The sequence below is a fragment of the Corynebacterium sp. CCUG 65737 genome, assembly GCF_024454115.1.
Classification (GTDB): domain Bacteria; phylum Actinomycetota; class Actinomycetes; order Mycobacteriales; family Mycobacteriaceae; genus Corynebacterium; species Corynebacterium genitalium.
The window spans coordinates 324,617-348,401 of sequence record NZ_JAGPZB010000001.1; the positions used below are offsets into that span (position 1 = coordinate 324,617).

The following is a 23,785-nucleotide window of genomic DNA, read 5'->3' on the forward strand; positions in this document are numbered from 1 at the left end:
CACCATGGCTAACCCGTTCATTCCGACATTCGGTGTCTCACCGATGGTCTTTGCCGGCCGCGCGAGCGTCGTGTCGTCCTTCGGCCGCGGGCTCGACGGCGGGGTCGGCGACCCGCGCCGGGTGCTGTTGCTGAGTGGCCCGCGTGGCATCGGCAAGACCGTCACCCTCAACGAGCTTGAAGACGAAGCGAAACGCCGCGGCTGGGTCGTGCTCCGGGCCCACCCCAACGCGGTGGTGCATCCCCTGGTGGACACCGTCATCCCGCAAACGCTGGCCACGCTCCGTGAGCGGCCGACCGTCAAACGGCGCATCACCGGGATCAGGGCCAGCGGGTGGGGCATTGAGACGGAAGTGGACACCAGCCGCAAACCGTCTGCGTCGCTCATCTCCTCGCTCAACGAGCTCTCGCGTGAACTCGGCCCGGACAGCGGCATCCTCATCACCGTCGATGAGGTGCAATCGGCTGACCCGGAGCAGTTGTGGGAGCTCACGGCGGCGATCCAAGACCTCATGCGCGACAACCACAACGTCGCCTTCGCCGCGGCGGGGCTGCCGGAAGGAATCGGTGCGCTGCTGCAGCACCCGGGCACGACGTTCCTGCGGCGCGCGCAGCACGCGAACCTCGGGCCCATGACCCCGCAGGACGCCGCCGACGTGCTGGTCCAAACCGCCGCAGAAGGCGGGGTGAGGTTCAATCAAGGCGCGCTCGACGAGGCAGTGCAGCTCACCCGCGGCTATCCGTACCTGGTGCAGCTCGTCGGCTTCCACCTCTTTGAGCGGGCGGCAGCAGGTGGCAGTGTGGTCGAGTCGAACGACACGCTCGCTGTGACCCCGGACGTGCTGGAAACACTCGGGCAGCTCGTGCATGAGCCGGCGCTACGCGGTGTCCCGCCGAAGCAGCATGAATTCCTTGTGGCTATGGCTCAGGTGCAGCACGGCAACGAGGCTGTCTCCGTCAGTGACATCGCCGATGAACTGGGTGGAACCTTGCAATCGCAGTCGATGGCGCGCAAGGCGCTGCTCGACCGGGAGCTGATCTACAGCCCGCGGCGCGGGTTTCTCAATTTCACCATCCCGCATATGGGGTACCACCTGGGCAATGCCGGCATCAAGGACACCGGTTGGGACTAGGATCGGGAAGACAGTCCATCCTTTACCGATCCAGGGAGACGAAACCCCACCATGACCACCCCGCAGACGACGAGCCTCCCCGATCCGACAGATCTTCCCACCTTCTCCAAGGTGCTCGTGGCTAACCGCGGCGAGATCGCCGTGCGCGCCTTCCGCGCCGCCGTGGAGACCGGCGCGAAAACCGTCGCCGTGTACCCGCGCGAAGACCGCCACTCCTTCCACCGCCCGTTTGCGGACGAGGCAGTGCTGATCGGCACGGAAGGCCAGCCGGTCAAGGCATACCTCGACATCGAGAGCATTATCGACGCCGCGAAGCAGACCGGCGCCGACGCGATCTACCCCGGCTACGGCTTCCTGTCGGAGCGCGCAGAGCTGGCGCGCCGCTGCCGCGAAGAGGGCATCAAGTTCATTGGCCCGTCCGCGGAAACGCTCGACCTGACCGGCGACAAGGCCGCTGCAGTCCAGGCCGCCGAGCGTGCCGGCCTGCCCACGCTGAAGGACTCCGAGCCATCCTCTGACCCTGCTGAGCTGGAAAAGTTCGCTGAGGACTTCGAGTTCCCCGTGTTCGTCAAAGCGGTTGCGGGTGGCGGGGGACGCGGGATGCGTTTCGTCGAAAAGCGCGAGGACCTGGCTGCACTGGCAGCAGAAGCCAGCCGCGAAGCTGAAGCCGCATTCGGCGACCCGGATGTCTACATCGAGCGCGCCGTGATCAACCCGCAGCACATCGAGGTGCAGATCATGGCTGACGCGCACGGCAACGTGGTGCACCTCTTCGAGCGCGATTGCTCTGTGCAGCGCCGCCACCAGAAGGTCGTCGAGATCGCGCCCGCGCAGCACATCACCGAGGAGCAGCGCCAGCGCATCTGCCAGGACGCGGTCAACTTCAGCAAGGAGATCAACTACGAAGGTGCGGGCACCGTCGAGTTTCTTGTCGACGAAGCCGGCAACCACGTCTTCATCGAGATGAACCCGCGCGTGCAGGTCGAGCACACGGTGACGGAGGAAGTCACCGGCATCGACATCGTGAAGAACCAGATGTACATTGCCGCCGGCGCCACCTTGGACGCACTGCACCTGCGCCAGGAAGAGATCTCCGTCCAAGGTGCTGCGCTGCAGTGCCGCATCACCACCGAAGACCCGAAGAACGGCTTCCGTCCCGACGCAGGCACCATCACTGGCTACCGTTCGCCGGGCGGTGCGGGCGTGCGTCTCGACGGCTCCGTCGCCGTCGGCACCGAAATCACCCCCAACTTCGACTCGTTGCTAGTGAAGATGACCTGCCGCGGCCGCACCTTCCAGGTCGCCGTCGACCGCGCGCTGCGGGCGCTCAAAGAGTTCGCAGTCGACGGCGTGTCCACCAACATCGGCTTCCTGCGCGCGCTGCTGAGCGAGCCGGACTTCCGCTACCAGCGCATCAACACCGGCTTCATCGCCGACCACCCGCTGCTTCTCGACGCCCCATCCGCCGCCGACGACGCCGAGAAGATCCTCAACTACCTGGCCACCGTCACGGTGAACCAGCCGAACGGGCCGTGCCCGTCGACGCTGCAGCCGTCGAAGAAGTTGCCGCCGCTGGACTATGGTGAGCTGCCGCGCGGTTCCCGCGACGACCTGCTCGAACTCGGCCCCGCGAAGTGGGCGGAGAAGCTGCGTAACCAGACCGCGCTGGGTATCACCGAGACGACGTTTCGCGATGCGCACCAGTCGCTGCTGGCCACGCGCGTGCGCACGAACACGCTCGTCGCCGCGGCAAAGCACGTCGGCCACCTCACCCCGGATCTGGTGTCGGTGGAGGCGTGGGGCGGGGCGACCTTCGACGTCGCCATGCGCTTCTTGCACGAGTCGCCGTGGATGCGTCTCGACGAGCTGCGCGAGGCGATGCCCAACGTGAACATCCAGATGCTGCTGCGCGGGCGCAACACCGTCGGCTACATCCCGTACCCGGAGTCCGTCACGCGCGCGTTCGTGAGCGAGGCCGCCTCCAGCGGCATCGACATCTTCCGCATCTTCGACGCGCTTAACGACGTCTCCCAGATGCGCCCGGCCATCGACGCCGTCCTGGAAACGAACACGACGGTCGCCGAGGTCGCGATGGCTTACTCCGGTAACCTGCTCGACCCTGCGGAGGACATCTACACCCTCGACTACTACCTGCGACTGGCCGAGGAGATCGTTGAGACCGGCGCCCACGTCCTGGCGATCAAGGACATGGCTGGCCTGTTGCGCCCGGCGGCTGCCGCCAAGCTGGTCACTGCGCTGCGGGAGCGTTTCGACCTGCCCGTTCACGTGCACACCCACGACACCGCAGGCGGCCAACTGGCCACCTACCTGGCGGCGGCGAACGCTGGTGCCGACGCTGTGGACGTCGCCTCCGCGCCGCTGGCGGGCACGACCTCGCAGCCGTCCATGTCGGCGCTCGTCGCAGCCTTTGCCAACACTGAGCGCGACACCGGCATCCCGCTGCAAGCTGTCTCCGACATGGAGCCGTACTGGGAGGCAGTGCGCGCCGTCTACGCGCCGTTCGAATCCGGCATTCCCGGCCCGACCGGTCGGGTGTACAAGCACGAAATCCCCGGCGGCCAGCTGTCCAACCTGCGCACTCAAGCCAGGGCCCTGGGCCTGGCCGACCGCTTCGAGCTTGTCGAGGACTACTACGCCGGCGTCAACGAGATCCTCGGCCGCCCCACGAAGGTGACGCCGTCGTCGAAGGTCGTCGGCGACCTGGCCCTCTACCTCGTCGGCGCGGGGGTGACCCCGGAAGAGTTCGCGGAGAACCCGCGCAAGTACGACATTCCCGAGTCCGTCATCGGCTTCCTGCAGGGTGAGCTGGGCACCCCGCCCGGCGGCTGGCCGCTGCTGCGCGAGAAGGCGCTGGCCGACCGCGCGCCGGTGGACCGCACGGTGCAGGTGCCCGACGACCTCGCAGCCGAACTCGCCGCAACGGACGGCTCGGACAACTCAGCTGACGCTGCGGATGCCGGCGAGGCGCAGAAGCGCCGCCGCGTCGCCCTGGACAAGCTGCTCTTCCCGAAGGAGTACGAGTCCTACCTGGAGCACCGTCGCCTTTACGGCATCACCGACCAGCTCGGCGACAAGGCCTTCTTCTACGGCCTGGAAGAGGGAAAGGAAGTGATGATCTACTACGGCGAGATCGACTCGAAGCAGACACCGTTGGTCGTGCGCCTGGACGCGATGAGTGAGCCGGACGAGAAGGGCATGCGCCAGGTCATTCTCACCGTCAACGGCCAGGTCCGCCCGATGACGATCCGCGACGAGAACGCCGAGTCCACCGTCGCCGACGCCGAGAAGGCTGATCCGGGCAACCCGAACCACGTCGCCGTCCCGTTCGCCGGGGTGGTCACCATCACCGCGAAGGTGGGCGACACGGTCAAGGCGGGCGACCCGATCGCCACGATCGAGGCGATGAAGATGGAGGCTGCGATCTCCGCGCCGCACGACGGCACCGTCGAGCGCCTTGCGTTCACCCAGTCGACGAAGGTCGAAGGCGGCGACCTGGTGGCTGTGGTCACCGCGGGCAGCTAGATGATTCTGCGCTCCCGCGCCTTATCGACGGCCGCCGTGCGGTTATCCACGCCCAACTTCGCATAGATGTGGATCAGGTGAGTCTTCACCGTCGCTTGCGAGATGAATAACGCCTCGGCGATGTCACGGTTCGACATGCCGGTCTGCAGCGCTTTGAGCAGTTCGATCTCGCGGCCGGATAGCGCCTCGTCCGGCTTGAGTACCCGCTCGGCGAGCGTGTTGGCGACCTGCGGGGACAGGGTGCGTTCGCGCTGTGCGGCGGCAACGACGGCGTCGTGCAGCTCGTCCTCCGGCGCGTCTTTGAGCAGGTAACCCATCGCGCCGGCTTCGACGGCCGCAACGACGTCCGCCTGGGTGTCATACGTGGTCAGGATGAGCACGGGTGGCCCGCCCTCAGCCACGAGCCGGCGGGTCAGTTCGATCCCGTCGGCGCCGGGCATCTGGATGTCGCTGACCACCACATCGACGTCCGCCGGGACCTCGGCCGTGCCGTCGGAAGCCTCGGCGACGACGTCAATGTCGCCGAATGAGTTGAGGACGGCGCGCAGGCCGGCGCGGACGATGGGGTGGTCGTCGATAAGCATGACGCGCATTAGGCTCCTTCCAGCGGCAGCGATGCTGCGAGCACGTTGCCTTCGACGGTGAGATCGCCGCCGGCTTCTTCCACACGCGCACGCAGCCCTTTCAGCCCGTAGCCTTCCGGCCCGGTGATGCCGCGGCCGTTGTCGTAAATGTCGACGGTCGCGTGCGCCCCCAGCTTATCCACCGTCACCACCGTCAGCGTCGCCCCCGCATGCTTGACGACGTTACTCAGCCCCTCCCGGACCACCCGCTCCACCACCGACGCAACCGGCTCCGGCAGGTCGACCGCGTTCACGCGGACCTGAAGCGGAGTGCCGAGAGCTTTCTGGCGGGCTTCAGCGGAGCGGGCGAGGCGCTCGATACGCGCGGTCAGCGGCTCCTTCGCGCCAGAGCCAGTCCTGGCTCCAACTTCAGGCCCAGCTCCAGCTCCAGTGCTGCCCCCTGAGTTGCTGGTGACGAACCGGCGGGCCTCCGCCAAATTGTCGGCTGCTGTGTCGTGGATGATGGCGAGGGTGTCGCGGGAGGGGGCGTCGCTAAGCTGCTTGTCCAGCGAGCGGGCGAGCAGCACGATCGAACTGAGCCCCTGCGCCATGGTGTCGTGGACCTCGCGGGCTAGGCGCGCGCGCTCCTCCGCACGTCCTGCCTCGTGCTCGGCGGCGGCGAGCTCCAACTGCGCGGCGCGAAGATCCGCGGCGACCTGGCGGTAATGCTCCGCCTCCGCCCGCAGCGCGCGGTACGCGTGCACGATGCCGACCGCCAACACCGTGCCGATCGTCGGGCCGATCAACCCGCCCACCCCGTTCGCCGGGACCGTCACCGACAGCGTGAACGCCAACAACCCCGCCGTCACCGCGATGCCCCACCACGTCGGCAGCACAAAGCACGCCACCATCACCAGTGGGAACTCCAGCCACACGAACGACGGCGACAGCAACGCCAGCGCCACCCACACCGCAATGACCACCGCCAGCCACACCGCCGCTTGCGCCTGCGTGTACGCGCCACCGCGGTTCTGGTGCACTGTGCCGAACAAATACACAGCCGCGAATGTGCCCGCGGCAGCGACAGTGAGCCAGTCCCGCGTGCCTACGAGACCGACAACCAACAGCACAGCCACCAACACGTGCAAGCTCACGCGCAGAGTGGCCAGAATCCGGTGCGACGTCATGCGCGCAACCCTATCCGCTTGCTGGCGCATGCTTGATCAACCGATCGGTTGATCGCGATTTCAACCACCCGCCCGATGTGTAAGAGTGCAGGTCAGCGCCACAATTGAGGCATGTTCGTGGGAACCAGAGAAATCAGGAAAGCAAAGGGGCGCTTCGGGCTCATCGTGGGCACCGTCGCGCTGATCACCCTGCTCGTCGCCGTGCTCACCGGGCTGACGTCGGGCCTGGGCAAGCAGAACACGTCCGCGCTCGAGGCGCTCGCACCGCAGTCCGTTGTTTTCGAGGATCCGTCGGAGCCGTCGTTCACCACCTCGCGCGTTGGGGCGGAGGCAGGCACGGAACCGCTCGGCACGGGTCAGACCCTCATGCAGGTCGACGGCGGCGACGAAGAATCCGTCGCCGTGCTCTCCCTGCCGCGCGGCACCACGTTGCCCGGGGGAGAGGTCCTGGGCGACGGTGCGGTCGCCTCGGAGTCGCTCGGCCTTTCGCGTGACGACGCCCTGCGCCTCGGCCCCGCCACCACCACCGTCGACGCCGTGACCGCGGACCTCCACTTCTCCCACACCCCGGTGCTGTGGGTGCCCACCGAGACCTGGCAGGAGGCCTTCCATACCGACGCCGACGGCACCGTGCTGCTGTCCAACGACCCTGACCGCGCCGACGGCGTCTCCCTTACCGAGTCCTTCCAGGGTCTGGCGGCGTACTCCTCCGAGCAGGGCTCGCTGAAGATGATCCAGGGCTTCCTCTACGCCATCGCTGCGCTGGTGATCATCGCCTTCCTCACCGTGTGGACGATGCAGCGCACCCGCGACCTGGCCATCTTGAAGGCCATCGGCGCCTCCAACACGTACCTGCTCAAAGACGCGCTCGGCCAGTCGGCTGTGCTGCTGCTCGTCGGCGTGCTCATCGGCGGGCTGGCAGCTTTCGGCATCGGCCTGGCCATGGTCGGCACCGCGCCGTTCACTCTGTCGGCGTCCGTGATCGGTGTGCCCCCGGTCGCCGTGTGGCTCCTAGGCATGGCCGGCGCCCTGGTGGCCACCCGCTCGATCACCAAAGTCAACCCGCAAAGCGCACTCGGAGGTGTCGCATAATGCTCGAACTCACCGATGTCACCGTGTCCTTCCAGGATGGCGAGGAGCGCCGCACCGTCCTCGATGCCATCAACTTCACCGCGCAGCCGGGCCAGCTCACCTTCATCGTCGGTGAATCGGGCTCCGGCAAGTCCACTCTGCTGTCCATCGCCGCCGGCCTTATCACCCCGGACTCCGGCACCGCCACCCTGAACGGCCGTGAGGTCAACGACGCTGTGCGACGCGACCACATGGGCATGATCTTCCAGCAGGCCAACCTGATTAGCGCCCTCAACGTCCGCGACCAGCTGCTGGTCACTGATCACATCCGCGGCATCAAACCCCGTAAAGACCGCGCGGATGAGCTGCTGGCCACCGTCGGTCTCGACGGCCTCGGCGACCGCGACATGCAGGCGCTCTCGGGTGGCCAGCGCCAGCGCGTCGGCATCGCGCGGGCCTTGATGGGCTCCCCGGAGCTCATCCTGGCCGACGAGCCGACTGCCGCCCTCGATTCCGACCGCTCCCATGAGATCGTCGCCCTGCTTCGCCGGCTTGTCGACGAGCATGGCGTCGCCTGCGGGTTTGTCACCCATGACCGCTCGCTCATCTCCACCACCGACGAGGTCTTCGAGATGGACGAGCACACCCCAGCCTTCGCCTAACTCTGCTGTCAGGCACGCCAGCTAGCCCGTCTGCCGCATACGCGGGACGGGTTTCGGTGTTTTCGGCAGCAGAGCGTTCGCGTGATACGGCAAGTGTCAAGTGTTGCGGGCGGCGGCCGCGTTTCTTTGCCGGGCTAACTGGTGGCAGTCGCGGGCCGCTTCCTCCAGCGCCCGAAGAGCGTGTGCATCGCGCCGAACGGGTGGCGAGTGTTGGTCCGCGGGTAACCGGTGGGGGAGACCCAGACGTGGCGGCCGCCTCGAATTTCGATGCGGCCGCGTTTGCGGATGTGGTCATCGTCGTCGTTAACGCGGTTGTGGTACTCGCACAGGACCGTCAGGTTGTCCATGTTGGTCAGACCGCCGTTCTTCCAGGCTTGCGCGTGGTGAATTTCGCAGTGGTCGGCGGGCCGGCGGCAGTCGGGGCTAGCACAGATCGGTTGGGTGGCCTTGGCCAGGGTGCGCTGCTTTTCGCTGGCGAAGCGTTTGTCGCGGTAGTGGTTCAGCGGCCCCTCGGTGGGGTGGAACAGTGCGGCCTCAATGCCGTAGGCGGGGCCAGCGAGGAACCGGTTCACAAAGTCTGCACCGCTCATCGTGGTGCCGTCGCTCAAGCCCAGGACAACATCATCACCGTCGCCGGCGATAACGCGCGCGAGCTCCGGCGCCGGGACGAGGACGAGCGGCCGGGGAGCAGCGGCAGGCACCCCAGCCCCGGAGCGCATCAGGTCTTCGAAGGCGGCGGCCATCTGCGGCGCGGCAGGCTTGTCACGGTTGATGCCGCCGCGTAGCGACGCCTCCAGGTCGGCCATGACGTGCTCGTCAGCAGTGATGATCGCCGTGCGCAGGCCATTGCGCGACAGGCCGAAGTGCGCCCCCTTGACCGGCTTTGCCTCCTTGGCGGGGACGATAGTCTTGGCGTAACGCGCGAGGGAGGCGCAGGTGGTGGCTGTGGTGGCGGCGGCGTCGATAAGCGCCAGGCGATAACGCGCGCGGGCGCTGTCGGAGGCTATGTGGCGGATGCAGCGCTCAATCTGGGCGAGCATATCGATACACACACCAGATTCGACCGCGGCCGTGACCGTCTCGGGCGTGGCGGTGGTGCCGTAGTACGCGGAGTGGACGAGGTGCAGCTCCGTCACCCTGGCAGGCGACAGGCCGGCGTCGAGGAACGCGGCGCGGTTGAAGCTGGAGAGGTCCTCGAGGCCGATGCCGGTGAGGAGCTCAAGAAGCGGGCTGGATTGGCTCATGCCTCGGACGCTAACCCAGCTCCACCGGGAAGGAAAGGCCTAGCGCCAAGCTGTGGAAAGCGCGCAACGCGGCAAATAAAAGTGCCAGGACCAGCGCAAAGTTATCCACATCCGGCGAACTTTTTTCGCCCGCAGGGAACCGAAACCGCCCCGCGGAAGTCTAATAAGGGTTTGGGGGGTTTAGAGCGCCTCTAGAGCTGCTTGACCATCACTTCCGGGTGGTGGTCGGACTGCACGAAACCAAAATCTTCGTAGACGTGGCGGGCGCGGTCGTTGCCGGGTTCGACGTGCAGCGCAATGGTGCGGGCGCGGTGCTCGGTGGCGAGGTCGCACGCGGCTTGCAGCAGGATGCGGCCCAGCCGGTGGCCGTGGGAGCGGTTCTCCACGGCGATGGCTAGCTCAGGAATGTCGGGGCCCAGGTTGGCTGTGGAGTAGTCCTCGCCGGGCTTCCAATAGCGCAGCCACACGCCGCCGGCGGGGACGAGTTCGTCGTCGTAGGCGATGAAGCCGCCGTCGTGCTCGGGGGACCACTTGCCCACGTACTCTTCGGCGCTTTGGACGCTTCCGTGGCGGCGGCGCGACTCGTCGCCGAAGACGTCGGCAAGGTAGTCGAGCCGGCGCAAGTACGTGCGGTCGGACTCGGTGGCGGGAACAAGCGTGAATTTCATGGTTACCTCCGTTGACGTTGTTGGCCGTGGATTTCTTCTCTCCTGTCTACCCCTTGACACCGCCGGCGGTCAGCCCGGAGATAATGCGCCGCTGGAAAATGAGCACCATGACGATCAGTGGCACGGTGACCAGCGAACCCGCCGCCATGATCGAGGCATACGGGTACTCGAATGCGCTCGGGCCAGCGAAACGGGCGATGGCCACAGTCACCGGTTCGGTGGCCTCGGTGGACAGCTGGCGTGACAGCATGAACTCGTTCCACGTCGCAATGAACGCGATGATCGCGGTGGTGAAAATCCCGGGCGCCGCCAAGGGCAAGAGCACGAGGCGGAACGCCTGGGCGCGCGTTGCCCCATCGACGCGGGCGGCTTCTTCCAGCTCCCACGGCAACTGCCGGAAGAACGCGATGAGCGTGTACACCGTCAACGGCAACGCGAAGGAAATATTCGGAATGATCATTGCCCGGTAGGTGCCAATCCAGCCGATGTCACTGAAAAGCTGGAAAAGCGGGGTGACAAGCGCGATTCCAGGGAACATCGACGCGGCCAGAATGATACCGGTGACAATGCCTTTGCCGGGAAAGTTCAGCCGAGCTAGGGCGTAGCCGGTGAAAACACCCACAGCGACAGCAAGTGCTGTCGTCGTGAGCGAAATGATCAGCGAGTTGCCGATTGCGCCAAGAAAATCGTTGCCTTTGTCCGTGACCAGCGCATCCCGGAAGTTGTCCAACGTGACGTGCGTGGGCCACGGAGTGGTGTCGAAGGTGAAATTCTTGTCTCGTAGCGCGGTGACCAGCATCCAGTAGAACGGTGCTAACCCCCACAGCAGAATGAAGGCCACGCCAATGTAGTGTCCGATTTTCTTCATCGTGCTGGCTCCTGTTCCACTGCGTTGTGTGCGTCGGCGGTTGCTCCGGTCGAGTCTTTCTTGCTGCCTCCGCGTGCCCGGCGCTGACGGCGGGCGCGTTGCTTGTCGGTCTTGCTGCCACCCTCAGCGTCCCCACCCACATCTGCACCGAGGAAGCGGATCATGATGAACGCCACCGTGAAGATGAGCAGGAAGATCAACGTAGACAGTGCGGCGGCTGAATTGAAGTTGCCCTGGCGCATGTCTTCGACGACGAGCTGGGAGATCGTGGCAGTGGGGGAGTTGGACGAGTCAGAGATCATGATCACTGGCAGGTCGTACATGCGCAGGGCATCGAGTGTGCGGAAGAGCACCGCCACCATGAGTGTCGGGCGCACTAAGGGAAGAGTGATGCGGGTGAAGGTTTGCCACGCAGAGGCTCCGTCTACGTGTGCTGCTTCGTAAACATCCTTGGGCACCATTTGCAGCCCCGCCAGGATCAACAGGGCGACGAAGGGGGTTGTTTTCCACACGTCCGCGATGATCACAGCAACACGTGCCGCCCACGGGTGCGTTGTCCACGCAATGGATTGTCCAAGCAGCGAGTTCACCAGACCGTTGGGAGCGAACATGAATTTCCATAGCTGTGCGGTCACTGCGGTAGGAATGGCCCACGGAATGAGCACTGCCGCGCGAATCAGGGAGCGGATCCGGGAGGGGTGGTTCATGATCAGCGCCATGATCATGCCCAGCACGACTTCGAGCGAAACGGTGACCACGGTGAAGAACAACGTGACACCCACGGCAGGCCAAAAGTCGGTGGACAGCACGCCCGGCGGGCAGTCACCGACGGTGCCGGAGGGAGTCATGCATTGGTTGTTGATCCAGTAGAGGTAGTTGTCTAACCCAGCGAATCCGCCTTCGACGAAGACTCCTGTTGCTGGATCGAGGTGCCGGTTGGATTGGAAGGACAACCAGATCGCCCGCACAATCGGATAGCCGATGACAACGGCGAGAAACAGCATTGCCGGCGCAATGAGCAGGTATGCTCGCCGCGCGTCGGGGGAGGTGCTGCGGCCACGGCGTTGACGCGGATCAGGCGCGGCGGTGGAACTGGTTCGGTCGGGCGTCCGCGTGGTCGTCGACGACGCGGCGCTAGCGTTGATCGGGGTGCTCATCGGGGATTGACCCTTCATGCGTTGGCTGGTGAGAAGGAAGAACGGGCGAACGCCCGCAACGGGGGGCAATCCGTTGCAGGCGTTAGTCTAGGGAGCTGATTCGAAGTCAACGTGGCTCAGCCCACGCCCGCGCTGTCTGTCACGTTGACAGTGCGCGCTGCGAGCAGCCGCACGCCCCATGGAGACTCCTACTGTGCTTGCTTGATAGCTGCGGCCATGTCCTTGGTGGCTTCGTCTACGTTCTTGTTGCCGTTCAGGGCGGCGTAGGCGTTGTCCTGGATTGCCTTCGAGATGGCTGGGTAGAACGGGGACACCGGTCGCGGCTTGGCGTTCTCCAGGGATTCTTTCAGGGCAGGCAGGTAGGGTTGCTGCTCAATAAGGTCTGGGTCGTCGTAGACGGATGCCAGCACCGGCGGGAAGGATGCTTCTGCGAAGGAGCGCTGGTTTTCCTCGTTGATGATGAACTGGATGAAGTCGTGCGCGGTGGCCTTGTGCTGCGAGTTGACGTTGATTCCGTTGTTGTAGCCGCCCAGGGTGGACGTGCCCACTCCGTCTGCGCCGACGAGCGGCTGGACCTCGAAGTTGATGCCGTTGTCTTTGGCGTTGGCGTACATGTACGGCCAGTTGATGGCCAGAGCAGTCGTGCCTTCGGTGAAGGCGATGTTGGTCTCTTCTTCCGTGGCGGAGGTGGAGTTCTTGGAGATTGTGCCGTCCTTGTAGGCATTCACCAGCGCTTCCAAGCCTGCCTTTGCTTCGTCCGATTCAACTGTGGGTTCGCCGTTGCTGTCGAGCACCTCGCCGCCCCAGCCGTTCATGAAGCCGACCGTGTTCACGGTGAGGCCTTCGTATTGCTTGAGCTGGGTGGTCAGGCAGTCACCTTCAACTGCCTCGCAGGCGGAGGTGATGTCGGCGAATGTGTCCGGCTTCGAGTCGATTTTGTCCACGTTGCGGAACAGCAGCTGGCCATTGGTGTTCTGCGGCAGTGCGTAGAGGGTGTCGTTGTAGGTGGCGGACTCCACCGTGGGCTGCAGCAGCTTGGAGGTGTCCACTGCGAAGTCGCCTTCTAAAGGTACGAGCCATTGGTTCGCTGCGAAGTCTGCGGTCCACACAACGTCGAGGGCCATCACGTCGTAGTCGGAGTTGCCTGCCTGAAGCGACTGCACGAGGGTGTCGCGCTGATCGTCGGCCTCACCGGCGAGCTCCTTCAGAGTCACCTGTTCGTCCGGGTGCTCCGCATTCCACGCATCGATGATCGGGGTCAGCTTGTCCGTGTCATTGCGGCCCATGGCGAAGGTGATGGGGCCTCGCTCGCCGGCGCCTTCCGAGCCGCCGTTGGAGCCGGAGGAATCGCTGGAGCATGCTGCGAGAGTAGTAGCGGACAGTGCGATTGCGCACAGCGCTGCGCCAGTCCGACGACGGGTTGCGTGAAGTTTCATGCGTAGACCTTTCAGATAGGAGGTTTCCCCAATGTTAAATAACGCGTGCCTTGAAACCGGGATTCAGTGAATTTTCAGTGAACAATCCTGCAGAAATACCACACCCGTCACCCCCGACCCGGGGGTTTCATTCCGGATAAGGCCCGTTTGGTCGCAGCCGTCACACGAAAAACGTGTATTTCTTCCCGTCGCGCACCCCGCGGTTAGGGGGGAGAGCCAGCCGCGTGCAACGCGTGCAATACGAAAACCGCCGCGGCCCGAAAGCGGGCGCACGGCGGAATATCGGTGATGGTGAGAACTTAGACCAAGTCGCGGTACATCACGTTCGGGTTCTCCTTGGTGGGGATGAAGCCGAACTTGTCGTACACGTAGCGCGCACGCTTGTTTTCAGGCATGACCTCGAGCGCAATGCGCTTCGCGCCCTGGTCGATGGCAAGCTCGCACACGGAGTGCAGCAGCACGGCACTGAGGCCGTAGCCGTGGGAGCGCTCCTCCACAGCGAGGATCAGCTCCGGCACGTCCGGGCCCAGGTTGGCCTCGCTGGTCTTGTCGCCATTTTCCCAGTAGCGCAGCCAGATGCCACCGGCCGGGGTTTGGTCCTGGTCGTGGGCGATCCAGCCACCGTCATTCTCGGGCGACCAATCGTCGACAAATGCCTTGACCTTCTCCTGGCCGCTGCTGAGTCGCTTGGACTCGTCTCCGAAAACATCTGCCAAGTAGTACAGACGACGGATGTAGGTGCGGTCCGATTCGGTGGCGGGCTTGAGTCTGAATTCCATAAACACCAATTATAACGAAACGCACGATTAATAGACGCCACTTATGAGAATCTAATTATCCTTAATGACATAGAAAACTGCCCCTTCGTCTCTGGTTTCCGCGGCAGCGGCAGAGACAGAGGGGCAGTGGCAGTTGTGATGGGGGGGCGGGCTGCTTAGTCCTCTTCGAAGTACAGCTGCTTGTTGACGAATTCGTCCATGCCCAGCGGTCCGAGCTCGCGACCGAAGCCAGAGCGCTTCACGCCACCGAATGGAATCTCTTCGCCCTCTCCTGCGGGGGTGTTCACGTTAGCCATGCCGGAGTTGATCTGGCGGGCGATTGCGCGTGCGCGCTCCGTGTCCTGGGAGAAGACGGCGCCGCCGAGGCCGTACTGGGTGTCGTTGGCCAGCTCGAGAGCTTCCTCGTCGGAGGAAACCTTGAAGACGAGGGCGATCGGGCCGAAGAGCTCTTCGCTGTACACCGAGTTGTCCTTGCCCAAGTCGGTGATCACGGCCGGGGCAAAGTAGGCGTTGTCACCGAGGCCGCCACCGGCGCGAAGCATTGCGCCTTCCTTGACGGCGCGGGTGACCTGCTCGTCGAGACGCTCGGCGGCGTCGCGGGAGGACAGCGGGGAGTAGATGCCGTTCTCGCCAGCTTCCTCAGGCGTGCCGGGCTTCGCTTGCTCGGCCAGCTTGACCAGCTCGTCGACGAACTCGTCGTAGATGTCATCCATGACGATCATGCGCTTATTGCCGTTGCAGACTTGGCCCATGTTGTAGATGCGGGTCTCCCACGCCAGCTCAGCGGCGGCCTTCACGTCGTCGGTGTCCAGCAGCACGTAGGGGTCGTTCCCGCCGAGCTCCAAGACTGCCTTCTTCAGGTTCTTGCCTGCCGTCGCGCCGACAGCGGCACCGGCGCGCTCGGAACCGGTCAAAGAGACGCCCTGAACGCGAGGATCCTCGATCATCGTGGTGATCTGATCGTGGGAGGCGTACACGTTCTGGTACACGCCCGCGGGGACACCAGCATCCTCGATGATCTTCTGGATCGCGGCGGAGGACTCCGGACAGATCTCAGCGTGCTTGAGAATGATGGAGTTTCCGTTCATCAGGTTCGGCGCCGCGAAACGTGCGACCTGGTAGTAGGGGAAGTTCCACGGCATGATGCCCACCAGGGCACCGAGCGGGAGGTGACGGATCACAGCGGTGCCGCCGTTGAAGCTCTCGATCTTCCGGTCGGCGGCGAACTCTTCGCCGTTATTCGCGTAGTAGCGGAAGATATTGGCGGACAGCTCCACCTCGTCAATGGCGTGGGGGCGCGACTTGCCCATTTCGCGGCCGATGATCTCCACGAGCTCGTCCTGGCGCTCGTCGAAAAGCTCGGCGATGCGCAGCACGTACTTCTTACGCTCAGCAATGTCGAGGGCGGACCATTCTTTAAAGCCCTTTTCCGAGGCGGCGAGCACCTCCTGGATCTCATCGTCGGTAGCGGTGGGGAAGGTCGTGATGACCTCGCCGGTGGCCGGGTTTTCTACCCGGTAGGACATATCTTTCTCAGCCATGTTTCTCCTTAATTCGTAGAGCTTTCGTTATCTGTGCTCGTTGTCTGTGTTCTTTTGTGCGGCCCAGTGTAGGGAGGCGCCCTGTGAATCAGATGTGCCTTGTGCGCTGCCTAGATGGTCAACATCTCGCCTTGCTCATCGTCTTCAGCCGTGGTCCGTGGCAGGGTCTCGTTGCGGAAGAATGCCGGGTGCCGTAGGCGTGTGAACAGCATGAGCACGGCGCCAAGCAGGAGGATGCCCATGCCGAGCACGAACACGGTTCCCACGCCAAAGATCGAGGAGCCGGAGCCGTAGGACGGATCGATCGAGTCGAATGCGGTGACGAAGAACATCGCCAGAAGCATCGTGCCGCCGATCAATGGCAGCAAGAAGCGGAAGATGAAGCCGCGCACCGAGTCCGTGATCTCCTTGCGGAAGAACCACACACAGGCAAACGCGGTGATGCCGTAGTAGAAGCAGATCATCAGGCCCAAGGCGGTGATCGTGTCCCACAGCGCATTTTCCGACGCGATTCGGGTCACGGTGTAGAACCCGCCTGCCGCGATAGCGGAGGCAGCAGTGGCCACTGCCGGGGTGTGGAATTTCGGGCTAATCTGCGCGAAGATCGGCGGCAGCGCCTTGTAGAAGCCCATCGCCAGCAAGGTGCGGGCAGGCCCGACCATCGTCGACTGCAGGGAGGCGAATGAACTCGCCAGCACCGAAATCGACATCAGAATCGCCCACGGTCCCATGACCGGGCTCGCCAGCGCGGCGAAGATCGATTCTTGGTTCTCCGGGTTGCCGGCGCCTAAGCCGGTGTCGCCGGTGCCTGCCCAGGCCACGACCGCGACAGCGGTGAGGACATAGACGGTGATGACCACGAGCACGGTGAGCGTGGCCGCGCGGCCCGGGGTCTTCTCCGGATCCTTCGTCTCCTCGTTCATGGTCAGGGTGACGTCCCAGCCCCAGAACATGAAGATCGACAGGGAAATGCCAGCTGCCACTGTCGAGAAGTCACCGATGGTCAGCGGATTGAACCAATCCGCCTCAACCGGGTGAAAATCGAAGCCTTTGCCGTGGTACGCGTTCCAGAGCGCCATTCCGCCGAAGAGCACGAGAGTGAACAGCTGCAAGGCGACCAGGAAGTACTGGAGTTTCTCCGTGGACTCGAGCCCGCGGTACGAGATGTATGCGGCGACTGCGAGTAGTGCGATCGTCGTCGGAATATTCACCCATAGGTTGCGGGTGAGATCCGCGATCGCCTCATTGCCGGTCAGCTGGGCGAGCAGGATATAGAAGAAGTCCACGGCCACAGCTGCGAGATTCGACAGCACCAGGATCGTCGCGGTGATCAGGCCCCATCCGCCCATCCAGCCGACCCAGGGGCCGAATGCTTTCGTTGCCCACGTGAACGAGGTTCCCGAGTCGGGCACTCGGTTATTCAGCTCGCGGTAGGCAAACGCGACGAGCAGCATGGGGAAGAAACCCAGCAGCAGGATAGCGGGGACGTGGTCGCCGACTTCAGAGATCGTCGGGCCGAGACCGGATGTCAGCGTGTACGAGGGGGCGATGCAGCTCACGCCGATCACGACGGCACCGATGAGGCCGACACGTCCTGCGATGAGGCCCTTTTCGCTTTGCGACGGCTGGTGTGCCAGGTTCTCTACCTTCTTACGCTTGCTCATTCACCCGCCTCCTCGGACTCGTCCTTCTTTTCCAGTGCGGGAGTGATCACGAGCGGGATCGGCAAGGTTCGAAGCACCTTCGCAGCGCGCGGGCCCATGAACACTCGGCCTGCAGTGGCCAGGCGCGACGACCCGGCGAGCAGGATTTCGTCGTCGTTCCACTCCAGTTCGGTGGCTGCCTCAGCGACCGTCTTTCCGGTGACGATCTCGGTGGAGGCAGACCCGGCGTCGACAAGCTGCTTTGCTTGTTCCGCGAGGTAGCGGTTCGCGTTCGCCTCGACGTTTTCCAGCACCTTGTGGCTGACTTCCTGGTTGAGCGCGCCTGCGTCTTCCTGGGTGAGGAAGGAGATGAGGCGGAGCTCGCTGCCGGACTTCTTCGCTGTCTGGATCGCGGTGTCGATTAGCTCGTGCGACCCGGAGAGCGTGCCGAACATGCAGGAGATGCGGCTAATGCGCTCGGGAGCCTCGTAGCGTGGCGGTGCCAGTGCGACGGGGATCGACGACGAATGCAGCAGCGTGTTCGCCGACGACCCGATGCTGAACCGACGGAGTAGTCCGCCACCGCGGGTCCCCAGAATGATCAGGTCGCAGTCCAGCTCCTTCGCAGTGCGGTGGAGTGAGCGCGCAGCGTCGCTTCCCGACACGACCCGGCCGGTGGCGTTGATCTCGTCGGGAACTTTCGCGAGCGCGTCTTCCAGCCATGTGCTCAGCTTGCGGCTGATCACCGTCTCATGCGCCCGTGTGTGCGGGTACGTGCCGGAATGTGCCTCGGAGTGGGGGACGACCATCGCGATCTCGAGGTCGGCATTCCAACTCCGCGCCAGGCCGATGCCGAGGTTCAAGGCATCGCTGCCGGACGGAGTGGCGAGGTATCCGACCAGGATCTTCGCCGGTCCCTGGTCAGTGGGTTGTGGTGACGGTTGTGTCATATCACCTATTCCTATCCGTTATCGAGGATGGCGTTCGCAGCGCGCTCGCCCTGGCGGATAGCGCCGTCGACGTGCTGGTAGCCCTCGTCGGCGATATCGGAGCAGGCGAAGTGGATCGGTCCGACCGGCTGGTTCTGCAGGTGGCCCCAGCGGGACAGGCCGCCCAGGTCGTAGCTGGTGGCGTAGGCGCCACGAGTCCACTCCTCAGCAGCCATGTCGGAGAGGTAGAACGCGATCGGCTCCATGGTCTCCGGCCCCAGGTACTCGGCCATGGCGGACAAAATGCGCTGCTTGCGCTCTTCCTCCGGCAAGTGCCACATCTCCTCGGCGTAGACATCGGAGACGAAGCCCACGAGCGTGCCGTAGGCGTCCTCTTCGCCCGCGGTGCCACCAGCGATGTTCTGGCCGCGGTTGGTGTTGTCGTAGACCTCCTGGACCAGACGACCGCCACCGAAGCCGGTGCCGGACAGGCCCTTGTCGCGCCAGAACGGCGTTTCGTAAATGGCGTGCACCTTGATGACCAGGCCCATGGAGATGTGCTGGTGGGCGATATGCAGGTCGCGCGGCATCGGCGGGGCGTAGGAAATGCGGTTGTACAGGTTCGGCGGAACAGCGATGACGACGTTCTTGGCGCGGACGGTCACCTGGTCGGAGACGACGGTGACCTCACCCGGCTCGCCGTTGTTCGGGATGCCGTTGCGCACGTCCGGCTTGACGTTGTTCAGGCTGTCTTCGGTGGACGGGTCAGGCTGAGCCCACTGGATCTCGCGGACCGGGGTGCCCAAGAAGACATCGTCGCCGAGCTCTGCGGCCAGGGTCTCGGAGACAGACATCATGCCGCCTTCGACACGGCGGTCGAGGATGAAGTCCTCATCCACGAGATTGGAGAAGGAGCCAGCGGAGGCGGCCATCAGCACGGCCTGCAGGGCGGAGAACGTGAAGGACGGCTTGGTCAGCATGCCGGACGCGACGTAGATGGAGATGTTGTCGATCGCCTCTTCGTCGTCGGACTGCTGCTCGAGCCAGTGACGGAAGGAGATGGAGTCGAGCTCCGCGGCCTTCGGGTGCGCCCACGGCTCCTTGGCTCCGATCTCGGCTGCCAAATCGTCGAGAATCTTGATCAGTTTGTCCATCTCGGCCTGAGTGCTGTCGGCAGCCGGAAAGACCGGGCCCTCGTACTCGTGGCGCTCACCGTTGGGGGAGAGGTAGATGGACTTGCCTTCGCGGTAACGCTGGAAGGTGGACAGGCCCAGCTCGTCGACAAGCTCGATGAGGCGGGTCTGGTCGGGGGAGATCCACTGACCGCCGAGCTCGACGAAGTGGTCGACGCCGTTGTCGTCGCGCACGCGGCCGTTCCATGTGCGGCCACCGACTCGCTCGCGCGCCTCGAGGACGGCAACGGACTTGCCGGCCTTGGACAGGGTGCGTGCCGCCATCAGGCCCGCAGGGCCAGCGCCGACGACGACAACGTCGCGCTCGATTTCTGTGCGTTGTGCGCTAGGATTCATGCTTCTGCTCCTGTTCTTGAGGCCGGATGGATCCGACCGTCGCGGGTAATGAACGCCATTCATTAATGGTGTGATTCAGGATACATTCGAGTTCGGGTAGAAGGAAGGGTCACATGGGAAATGAACGTGGTCGCCCGGCTGAACCCCTGGTCAGTCGCGAAAAAATTGGTTTCGCCGCACTAAGTATTGCCTCCGAACGGGGCTACGAGACGTTGACAATGGCCGCAGTAGCTCGCGAAATCGGGGTGGCGCCCAGCGCTTTGTACAACCACATCTCGGGCAAGGGAGAGCTGCTTTATTTGCTCCAGGATGCGGTCATGCAGCTTGTCGACGTCACATCGCTGCAGCACGCCATCGCCGCAGGCGAAGGCTACCGGGAGGCGCTCGAGGCGTGGGCACACTCTTACCGCGATGTGTTCGCCGGGCATACCCCGTTGATCCCGGTCATCGCACGGCAGCCCATCGGCGATTCGCCACGTACCCAGGAAATGTACGAGATCGTCGCTCGCGCAGTCTCTGCCGCCGGCTGCCCGCACGAGAAGGTGATGGAGCGCATCATCGCGCTCGAATCCTTCATCTACGGCTCCGCATGGGATGCTACTGCGCCGGCGGACCTCTTCGATCCCGCCGCGATTTCCCCGGAACACGCGGAGTTGCGCCGAGTGGCGGATGCCATGCGTGCCCGGGCAGCAAAAAAGGGTCAGCATGACGCTAACCCTTATGCCGACCAGCCTTTTGAAGCTGGCCTGAAAGATCTGTTGGACGGAATTACGGATCCGTCCAACTAGCTGTAATTAGGCGTTGTTGCGCACGGCCTCAGCCATGACACGCAGGCCGTCGCGGAGCAGCTCCTCTGGGATGACCAGCGACGGCAGGAGGCGGACGACATTTCCGTCGAGGCCGCATGTGAGGATGAGCACGCCAGCAGCCTTGCATTCGGCGGCGACCTTGGCGGTCAGCTCAGCGTTCGGCTTGCCGTCCTTGGTGACGAGCTCCATAGCGATCATCGCGCCGCGGCCGCGGATCTCAGCGACCTCGTCCAGCTCGGTCAGCGGGTCGAGCTCCTCGTGGATGATCTCGGCGATCTCCTTGGCGCGCAGAGCGAGGTTGTGCTCCTTCATCTCCTCGATCGCGGCGATAGCGGCCGCGCAGGCCACCGGGTTGCCGCCGTAGGTGCCACCCAAACCGCCGGCCATCGGGGCGTTCATGATCTCGGCGCGGCCGGTCACAGCGGACAGCGGCATGCCGCCGGCGATGCCCTTTGCGGTAGTGACCAGGTCCGGCTCGATGCCTTCGAAGCTGGAGGAGAACCACTCGCCCGAACGGCAGAAGCCGGCCTGGATCTCGTCGGCGACGAAGACGACGTTGTTCTCGCGGCACCAGTCGACGATGGCGGGCAGGAAGCCTTCGGCCGGCTCGATGAAGCCACCCTCGCCCTGGATTGGCTCGATGACCACGCAGGCGAGGTTCTCGGCGCCGACATTCTGCTCGAGGAAACGGATGGTGCGCTCAGCGGCTTCCGGGCCCTTCAGGCCGTCGCGCAGCGGGTAAGACATTGGCGCGCGGTGCACCTCGCTGGCGAACGGTCCGAAGGTCGACTTGTACGGCTTATTCTTCGCCGTCATGGCCATCGTCAGGTTGGTGCGGCCGTGGTAGGCGTAGTCGAAAACGGCCACACCCGTCTTGCGGGTGTGGGAGCGGGCGATCTTCACGGCGTTCTCCACTGCCTCCGCACCGGAGTTGAACAGGACAGTGCGCTTCTCGAAATCGCCTGGGGTCAACTCGTTGAGCAGCTCAGCGACCTGCAGGTAGCTCTCGTAGGGGCTGACCATGAAGCAGGTGTGAGTGAAGTGGCCGGCGGCATCGGCGACTGCGCTTGCAACACGCTTATTGGAAGCGCCCACCGAGGTCACAGCGATGCCGGATGCGAAGTCGACGAAGGAGTTGCCATCGGCGTCGACAAGCACACCACCGTCGGCGTCGACGATGTAGCCGGGCAAGCCCGGGCTCAAGGCGGAGGCCACGCTCGCTGCGCGGCGCTTGTCCAGTTCTGCGCTTGCCGGTCCCGGCAGCTCGGTGTCGATTCGACGGACCTGGGGGAGGCGATACTCGAGATCCTGCATGGTGCGGGTTCCTTTCCAATTCAATCCAGCGGGCTGCCCGAAAACGGACAGTGGTTCGTGGCTGTAGTATCCGTCCCCCGCCCACCCTCAAAGCAACCGACACAGTGTCGATCTTCTTCGTGAAACTTCTACACTGTGTCCATGAGCAAGGATGTGCTTGACGACGCACGAAGCGGTCATCCCGAGTGGGAGACCGCCGTTGATCTCCTAGATCTCAGTTGGTTGTACGGAATCAGAGCCTTGAACCTCGACCCCGTCGGAGACCTCAGGCGGGGGCGATTCGAGTCTGTCCAAGCCAGTGAGATTGTGGAGACCGCTGAGTTCTTCCGGCCTTTCTCTGTCATTCTCACGTTGGGCCTGCGCATTCAGCCGGACGATGAAGCAGGCATCGCTCACTACGTGGAGCAGTTGAAAGAGTCCGGGGTGGCGGCCCTTGGCTTCGGTACGGGGCTGCAGCATGCCGAGATTCCTCCCGCCCTCATCCGGGCCTGCGCCGACGCGGCTCTGCCGCTATTCGAGGTGCCGCGGGCGACCCCCTTCGCCTTGATCTCAAAGGTGGTGGGGGAGGAGTATGCGCGATTGCAAGCAGTCGCGGCCAACGAGATTCTCGAGGCTGCGGAAGGTCTCAACCGCGCAGCATGGAATGGCGGAGTCGATGCACTCGTTGGACGCACCCGGACAGCAGTCGGCGCCGATGTGCTGATCGGGGACAACACCGGCAGAATCATCTCCTCAGCCCCTGCGAAGCCAACGGAGCGCGCGTTGAAGGCCCTTCGTCTGGCCGTTGCCGATAGCGGGCGGAGCCGCGCGTACCGGACGGAGAACCGCACCATGATCGTCCAGCGGATGCGGGCGATGGGAGGAAAATACTTCGTCGCTGTGGTGGATTCCCCGCGCCCTCTGCCGCCGCTCGCGCGCAGTGCCGTGAAGCATTTCGTGGGGCTCGCGGAAATCGTATTGAGAGATCCGCAGGCGCTCAGGAGCGCGGAAACGCAACTGCACGGGTCGGCCCTAGAGACTTTTCTCGAAGGCCAGGAGGCTTCTCCAGCAGCCGCGCGTTTGCTGGATCGTGCCGCGGACGCTGACGGGGCTGTCGTCCCAGTCGCGATCGTCGCCGCGAATAAGGCCGCGTCTAACAGGTCGCTAGCTCGTTTGGATGAAGGACTCAATCTGCGCGACAACCCGTTGGCGCATGTAAGACTCGCCCCGGACGGCTTCGTGTTCTTATCACGCAGGGTGATCTCCGAGGCCGCCGTGACGGAGCTTATCGGTGATTTCGGGGCCCGGCTGCGCGTCTTGTCCGGTCGGCAACAGTCCTGGCGCGAGCTAGGCCGTGACGAGCTGCAGGCATTGCTCGACCGTGCGCGCGCGCTTCCGCCGGGCACCGTCGACGAATATCTCCCTCGGCGGCTCGACTGGACGGAAGACACGGGGGTCAGGCAAGTGCTGTCCCGCCGCTATAAGGAAGTGCTCGCGCCGCTCGCAGAGGATGACCCAGCCCTGCTCGATGCAGTCCAAGCCTATTTGGTGCATGGTTGCGAGATCCGTGCTGCCGCTGAGTCTCTCAGCATTCACAGACACACCCTGAAGGCGCGCATCGACCGCGCCGAGCAACGCTACGGGTTGCCTTTGGATGACCCGCTCGGCCGCGCGGAGATTCTTGTGCTGCTCAACGCTGCAGGATCGAACTCCTAGCACAGGAGTTTGGCG

General features: G+C 64.2%; 19 protein-coding genes. 6 read left to right on the forward strand and 13 right to left on the reverse strand.

Annotation, left to right across the window (positions count from 1 at the left end; translation table 11 throughout):
* The first annotated feature begins 4 nt into the window (after positions 1–4).
* A complete protein-coding gene (locus KBX17_RS01715) occupies positions 5–1,132 on the forward strand; it encodes an ATP-binding protein (RefSeq protein ID WP_256018229.1) in 1,128 nt (375 codons plus the stop codon).
* Between the two features lie 51 nt (positions 1,133–1,183).
* On the forward strand, positions 1,184–4,675 hold the full coding sequence (locus KBX17_RS01720) for a pyruvate carboxylase (protein WP_256018230.1): 3,492 nt from the start codon (positions 1,184–1,186) through the stop codon (positions 4,673–4,675).
* Here KBX17_RS01720 and KBX17_RS01725 read toward each other — a convergent pair.
* Positions 4,672–5,268, reverse strand: a complete 597-nt coding sequence (locus KBX17_RS01725) for a response regulator transcription factor (RefSeq protein WP_256002357.1) — start codon at positions 5,266–5,268, stop codon at positions 4,672–4,674. The two genes, KBX17_RS01720 and KBX17_RS01725, sit on opposite strands and share 4 nt — an antisense overlap.
* Positions 5,268–6,425, reverse strand: a complete 1,158-nt coding sequence (locus KBX17_RS01730) for a sensor histidine kinase (RefSeq protein WP_256002358.1) — start codon at positions 6,423–6,425, stop codon at positions 5,268–5,270. Before KBX17_RS01730 ends, KBX17_RS01725 begins: the two co-directional genes overlap by 1 nt.
* Positions 6,426–6,536: 111 nt before the next feature.
* Between KBX17_RS01730 and KBX17_RS01735 the strand changes: the two genes are divergently transcribed.
* On the forward strand, positions 6,537–7,517 hold the full coding sequence (locus KBX17_RS01735; protein ID WP_256018231.1) for an ABC transporter permease: 981 nt from the start codon (positions 6,537–6,539) through the stop codon (positions 7,515–7,517).
* Positions 7,517–8,158, forward strand: a complete 642-nt coding sequence (locus KBX17_RS01740; RefSeq protein WP_256018232.1) for an ABC transporter ATP-binding protein — start codon at positions 7,517–7,519, stop codon at positions 8,156–8,158. Before KBX17_RS01735 ends, KBX17_RS01740 begins: the two co-directional genes overlap by 1 nt.
* A 134-nt stretch (positions 8,159–8,292) precedes the next feature.
* On the opposite strand, the gene KBX17_RS01745 is transcribed toward KBX17_RS01740, so the two are convergent.
* From KBX17_RS01745 to KBX17_RS01790, 10 genes are all read right to left on the reverse strand, one after another.
* Complete coding sequence (locus KBX17_RS01745) at positions 8,293–9,402, reverse strand: HNH endonuclease signature motif containing protein (RefSeq protein ID WP_256018233.1); 1,110 nt, start codon at positions 9,400–9,402, stop codon at positions 8,293–8,295.
* Positions 9,403–9,593: 191 nt separating this feature from the next.
* Positions 9,594–10,070: a GNAT family N-acetyltransferase gene (locus KBX17_RS01750; RefSeq protein ID WP_256018234.1), complete on the reverse strand. Its 477-nt coding sequence runs from the start codon at positions 10,068–10,070 to the stop codon at positions 9,594–9,596.
* Positions 10,071–10,116: 46 nt separating this feature from the next.
* The gene (locus tag KBX17_RS01755) at positions 10,117–10,938 is read right to left on the reverse strand and encodes a carbohydrate ABC transporter permease (protein ID WP_255998144.1); all 822 of its coding nucleotides are present in this window, start codon (positions 10,936–10,938) and stop codon (positions 10,117–10,119) included.
* Positions 10,935–11,942 (reverse strand): carbohydrate ABC transporter permease, encoded by a 1,008-nt coding sequence (locus KBX17_RS01760; protein ID WP_256018313.1) that lies wholly within the window; start codon positions 11,940–11,942, stop codon positions 10,935–10,937. Before KBX17_RS01760 ends, KBX17_RS01755 begins: the two co-directional genes overlap by 4 nt.
* A gap of 341 nt (positions 11,943–12,283) precedes the next feature.
* Positions 12,284–13,531 (reverse strand): ABC transporter substrate-binding protein, encoded by a 1,248-nt coding sequence (locus KBX17_RS01765; RefSeq protein ID WP_256018235.1) that lies wholly within the window; start codon positions 13,529–13,531, stop codon positions 12,284–12,286.
* A gap of 299 nt (positions 13,532–13,830) precedes the next feature.
* Entirely contained in the window at positions 13,831–14,310 is a 480-nt protein-coding gene (locus tag KBX17_RS01770; RefSeq protein WP_005286315.1) for a GNAT family N-acetyltransferase, read from the reverse strand.
* Between the two features lie 155 nt (positions 14,311–14,465).
* Complete coding sequence (locus tag KBX17_RS01775) at positions 14,466–15,851, reverse strand: NAD-dependent succinate-semialdehyde dehydrogenase (RefSeq protein WP_005286313.1); 1,386 nt, start codon at positions 15,849–15,851, stop codon at positions 14,466–14,468.
* Between the two features lie 110 nt (positions 15,852–15,961).
* A complete protein-coding gene (locus tag KBX17_RS01780) occupies positions 15,962–17,515 on the reverse strand; it encodes an APC family permease (protein ID WP_005286311.1) in 1,554 nt (517 codons plus the stop codon).
* Complete coding sequence (locus KBX17_RS01785; RefSeq protein ID WP_255994501.1) at positions 17,512–18,444, reverse strand: universal stress protein; 933 nt, start codon at positions 18,442–18,444, stop codon at positions 17,512–17,514. The genes KBX17_RS01780 and KBX17_RS01785 overlap by 4 nt, the downstream gene beginning before the upstream one ends.
* 11 nt (positions 18,445–18,455) lie before the next feature.
* Positions 18,456–19,952, reverse strand: a complete 1,497-nt coding sequence (locus tag KBX17_RS01790; protein ID WP_256018237.1) for an NAD(P)/FAD-dependent oxidoreductase — start codon at positions 19,950–19,952, stop codon at positions 18,456–18,458.
* A 113-nt stretch (positions 19,953–20,065) separates the two neighbouring features.
* On the opposite strand from KBX17_RS01790, the gene KBX17_RS01795 reads away from it, so the two are divergent.
* Positions 20,066–20,740, forward strand: coding sequence for a TetR/AcrR family transcriptional regulator (locus KBX17_RS01795; protein WP_005286304.1), 675 nt, complete (start codon positions 20,066–20,068; stop codon positions 20,738–20,740).
* Positions 20,741–20,746: 6 nt separating this feature from the next.
* On the opposite strand, the gene gabT is transcribed toward KBX17_RS01795, so the two are convergent.
* A complete protein-coding gene (gene gabT / locus KBX17_RS01800; RefSeq protein ID WP_255994503.1) occupies positions 20,747–22,075 on the reverse strand; it encodes a 4-aminobutyrate--2-oxoglutarate transaminase in 1,329 nt (442 codons plus the stop codon).
* 141 nt (positions 22,076–22,216) lie between these two features.
* On the opposite strand from gabT, the gene KBX17_RS01805 reads away from it, so the two are divergent.
* On the forward strand, positions 22,217–23,770 hold the full coding sequence (locus KBX17_RS01805) for a PucR family transcriptional regulator (protein ID WP_256018239.1): 1,554 nt from the start codon (positions 22,217–22,219) through the stop codon (positions 23,768–23,770).
* Positions 23,771–23,785: the final 15 nt, after the last annotated feature.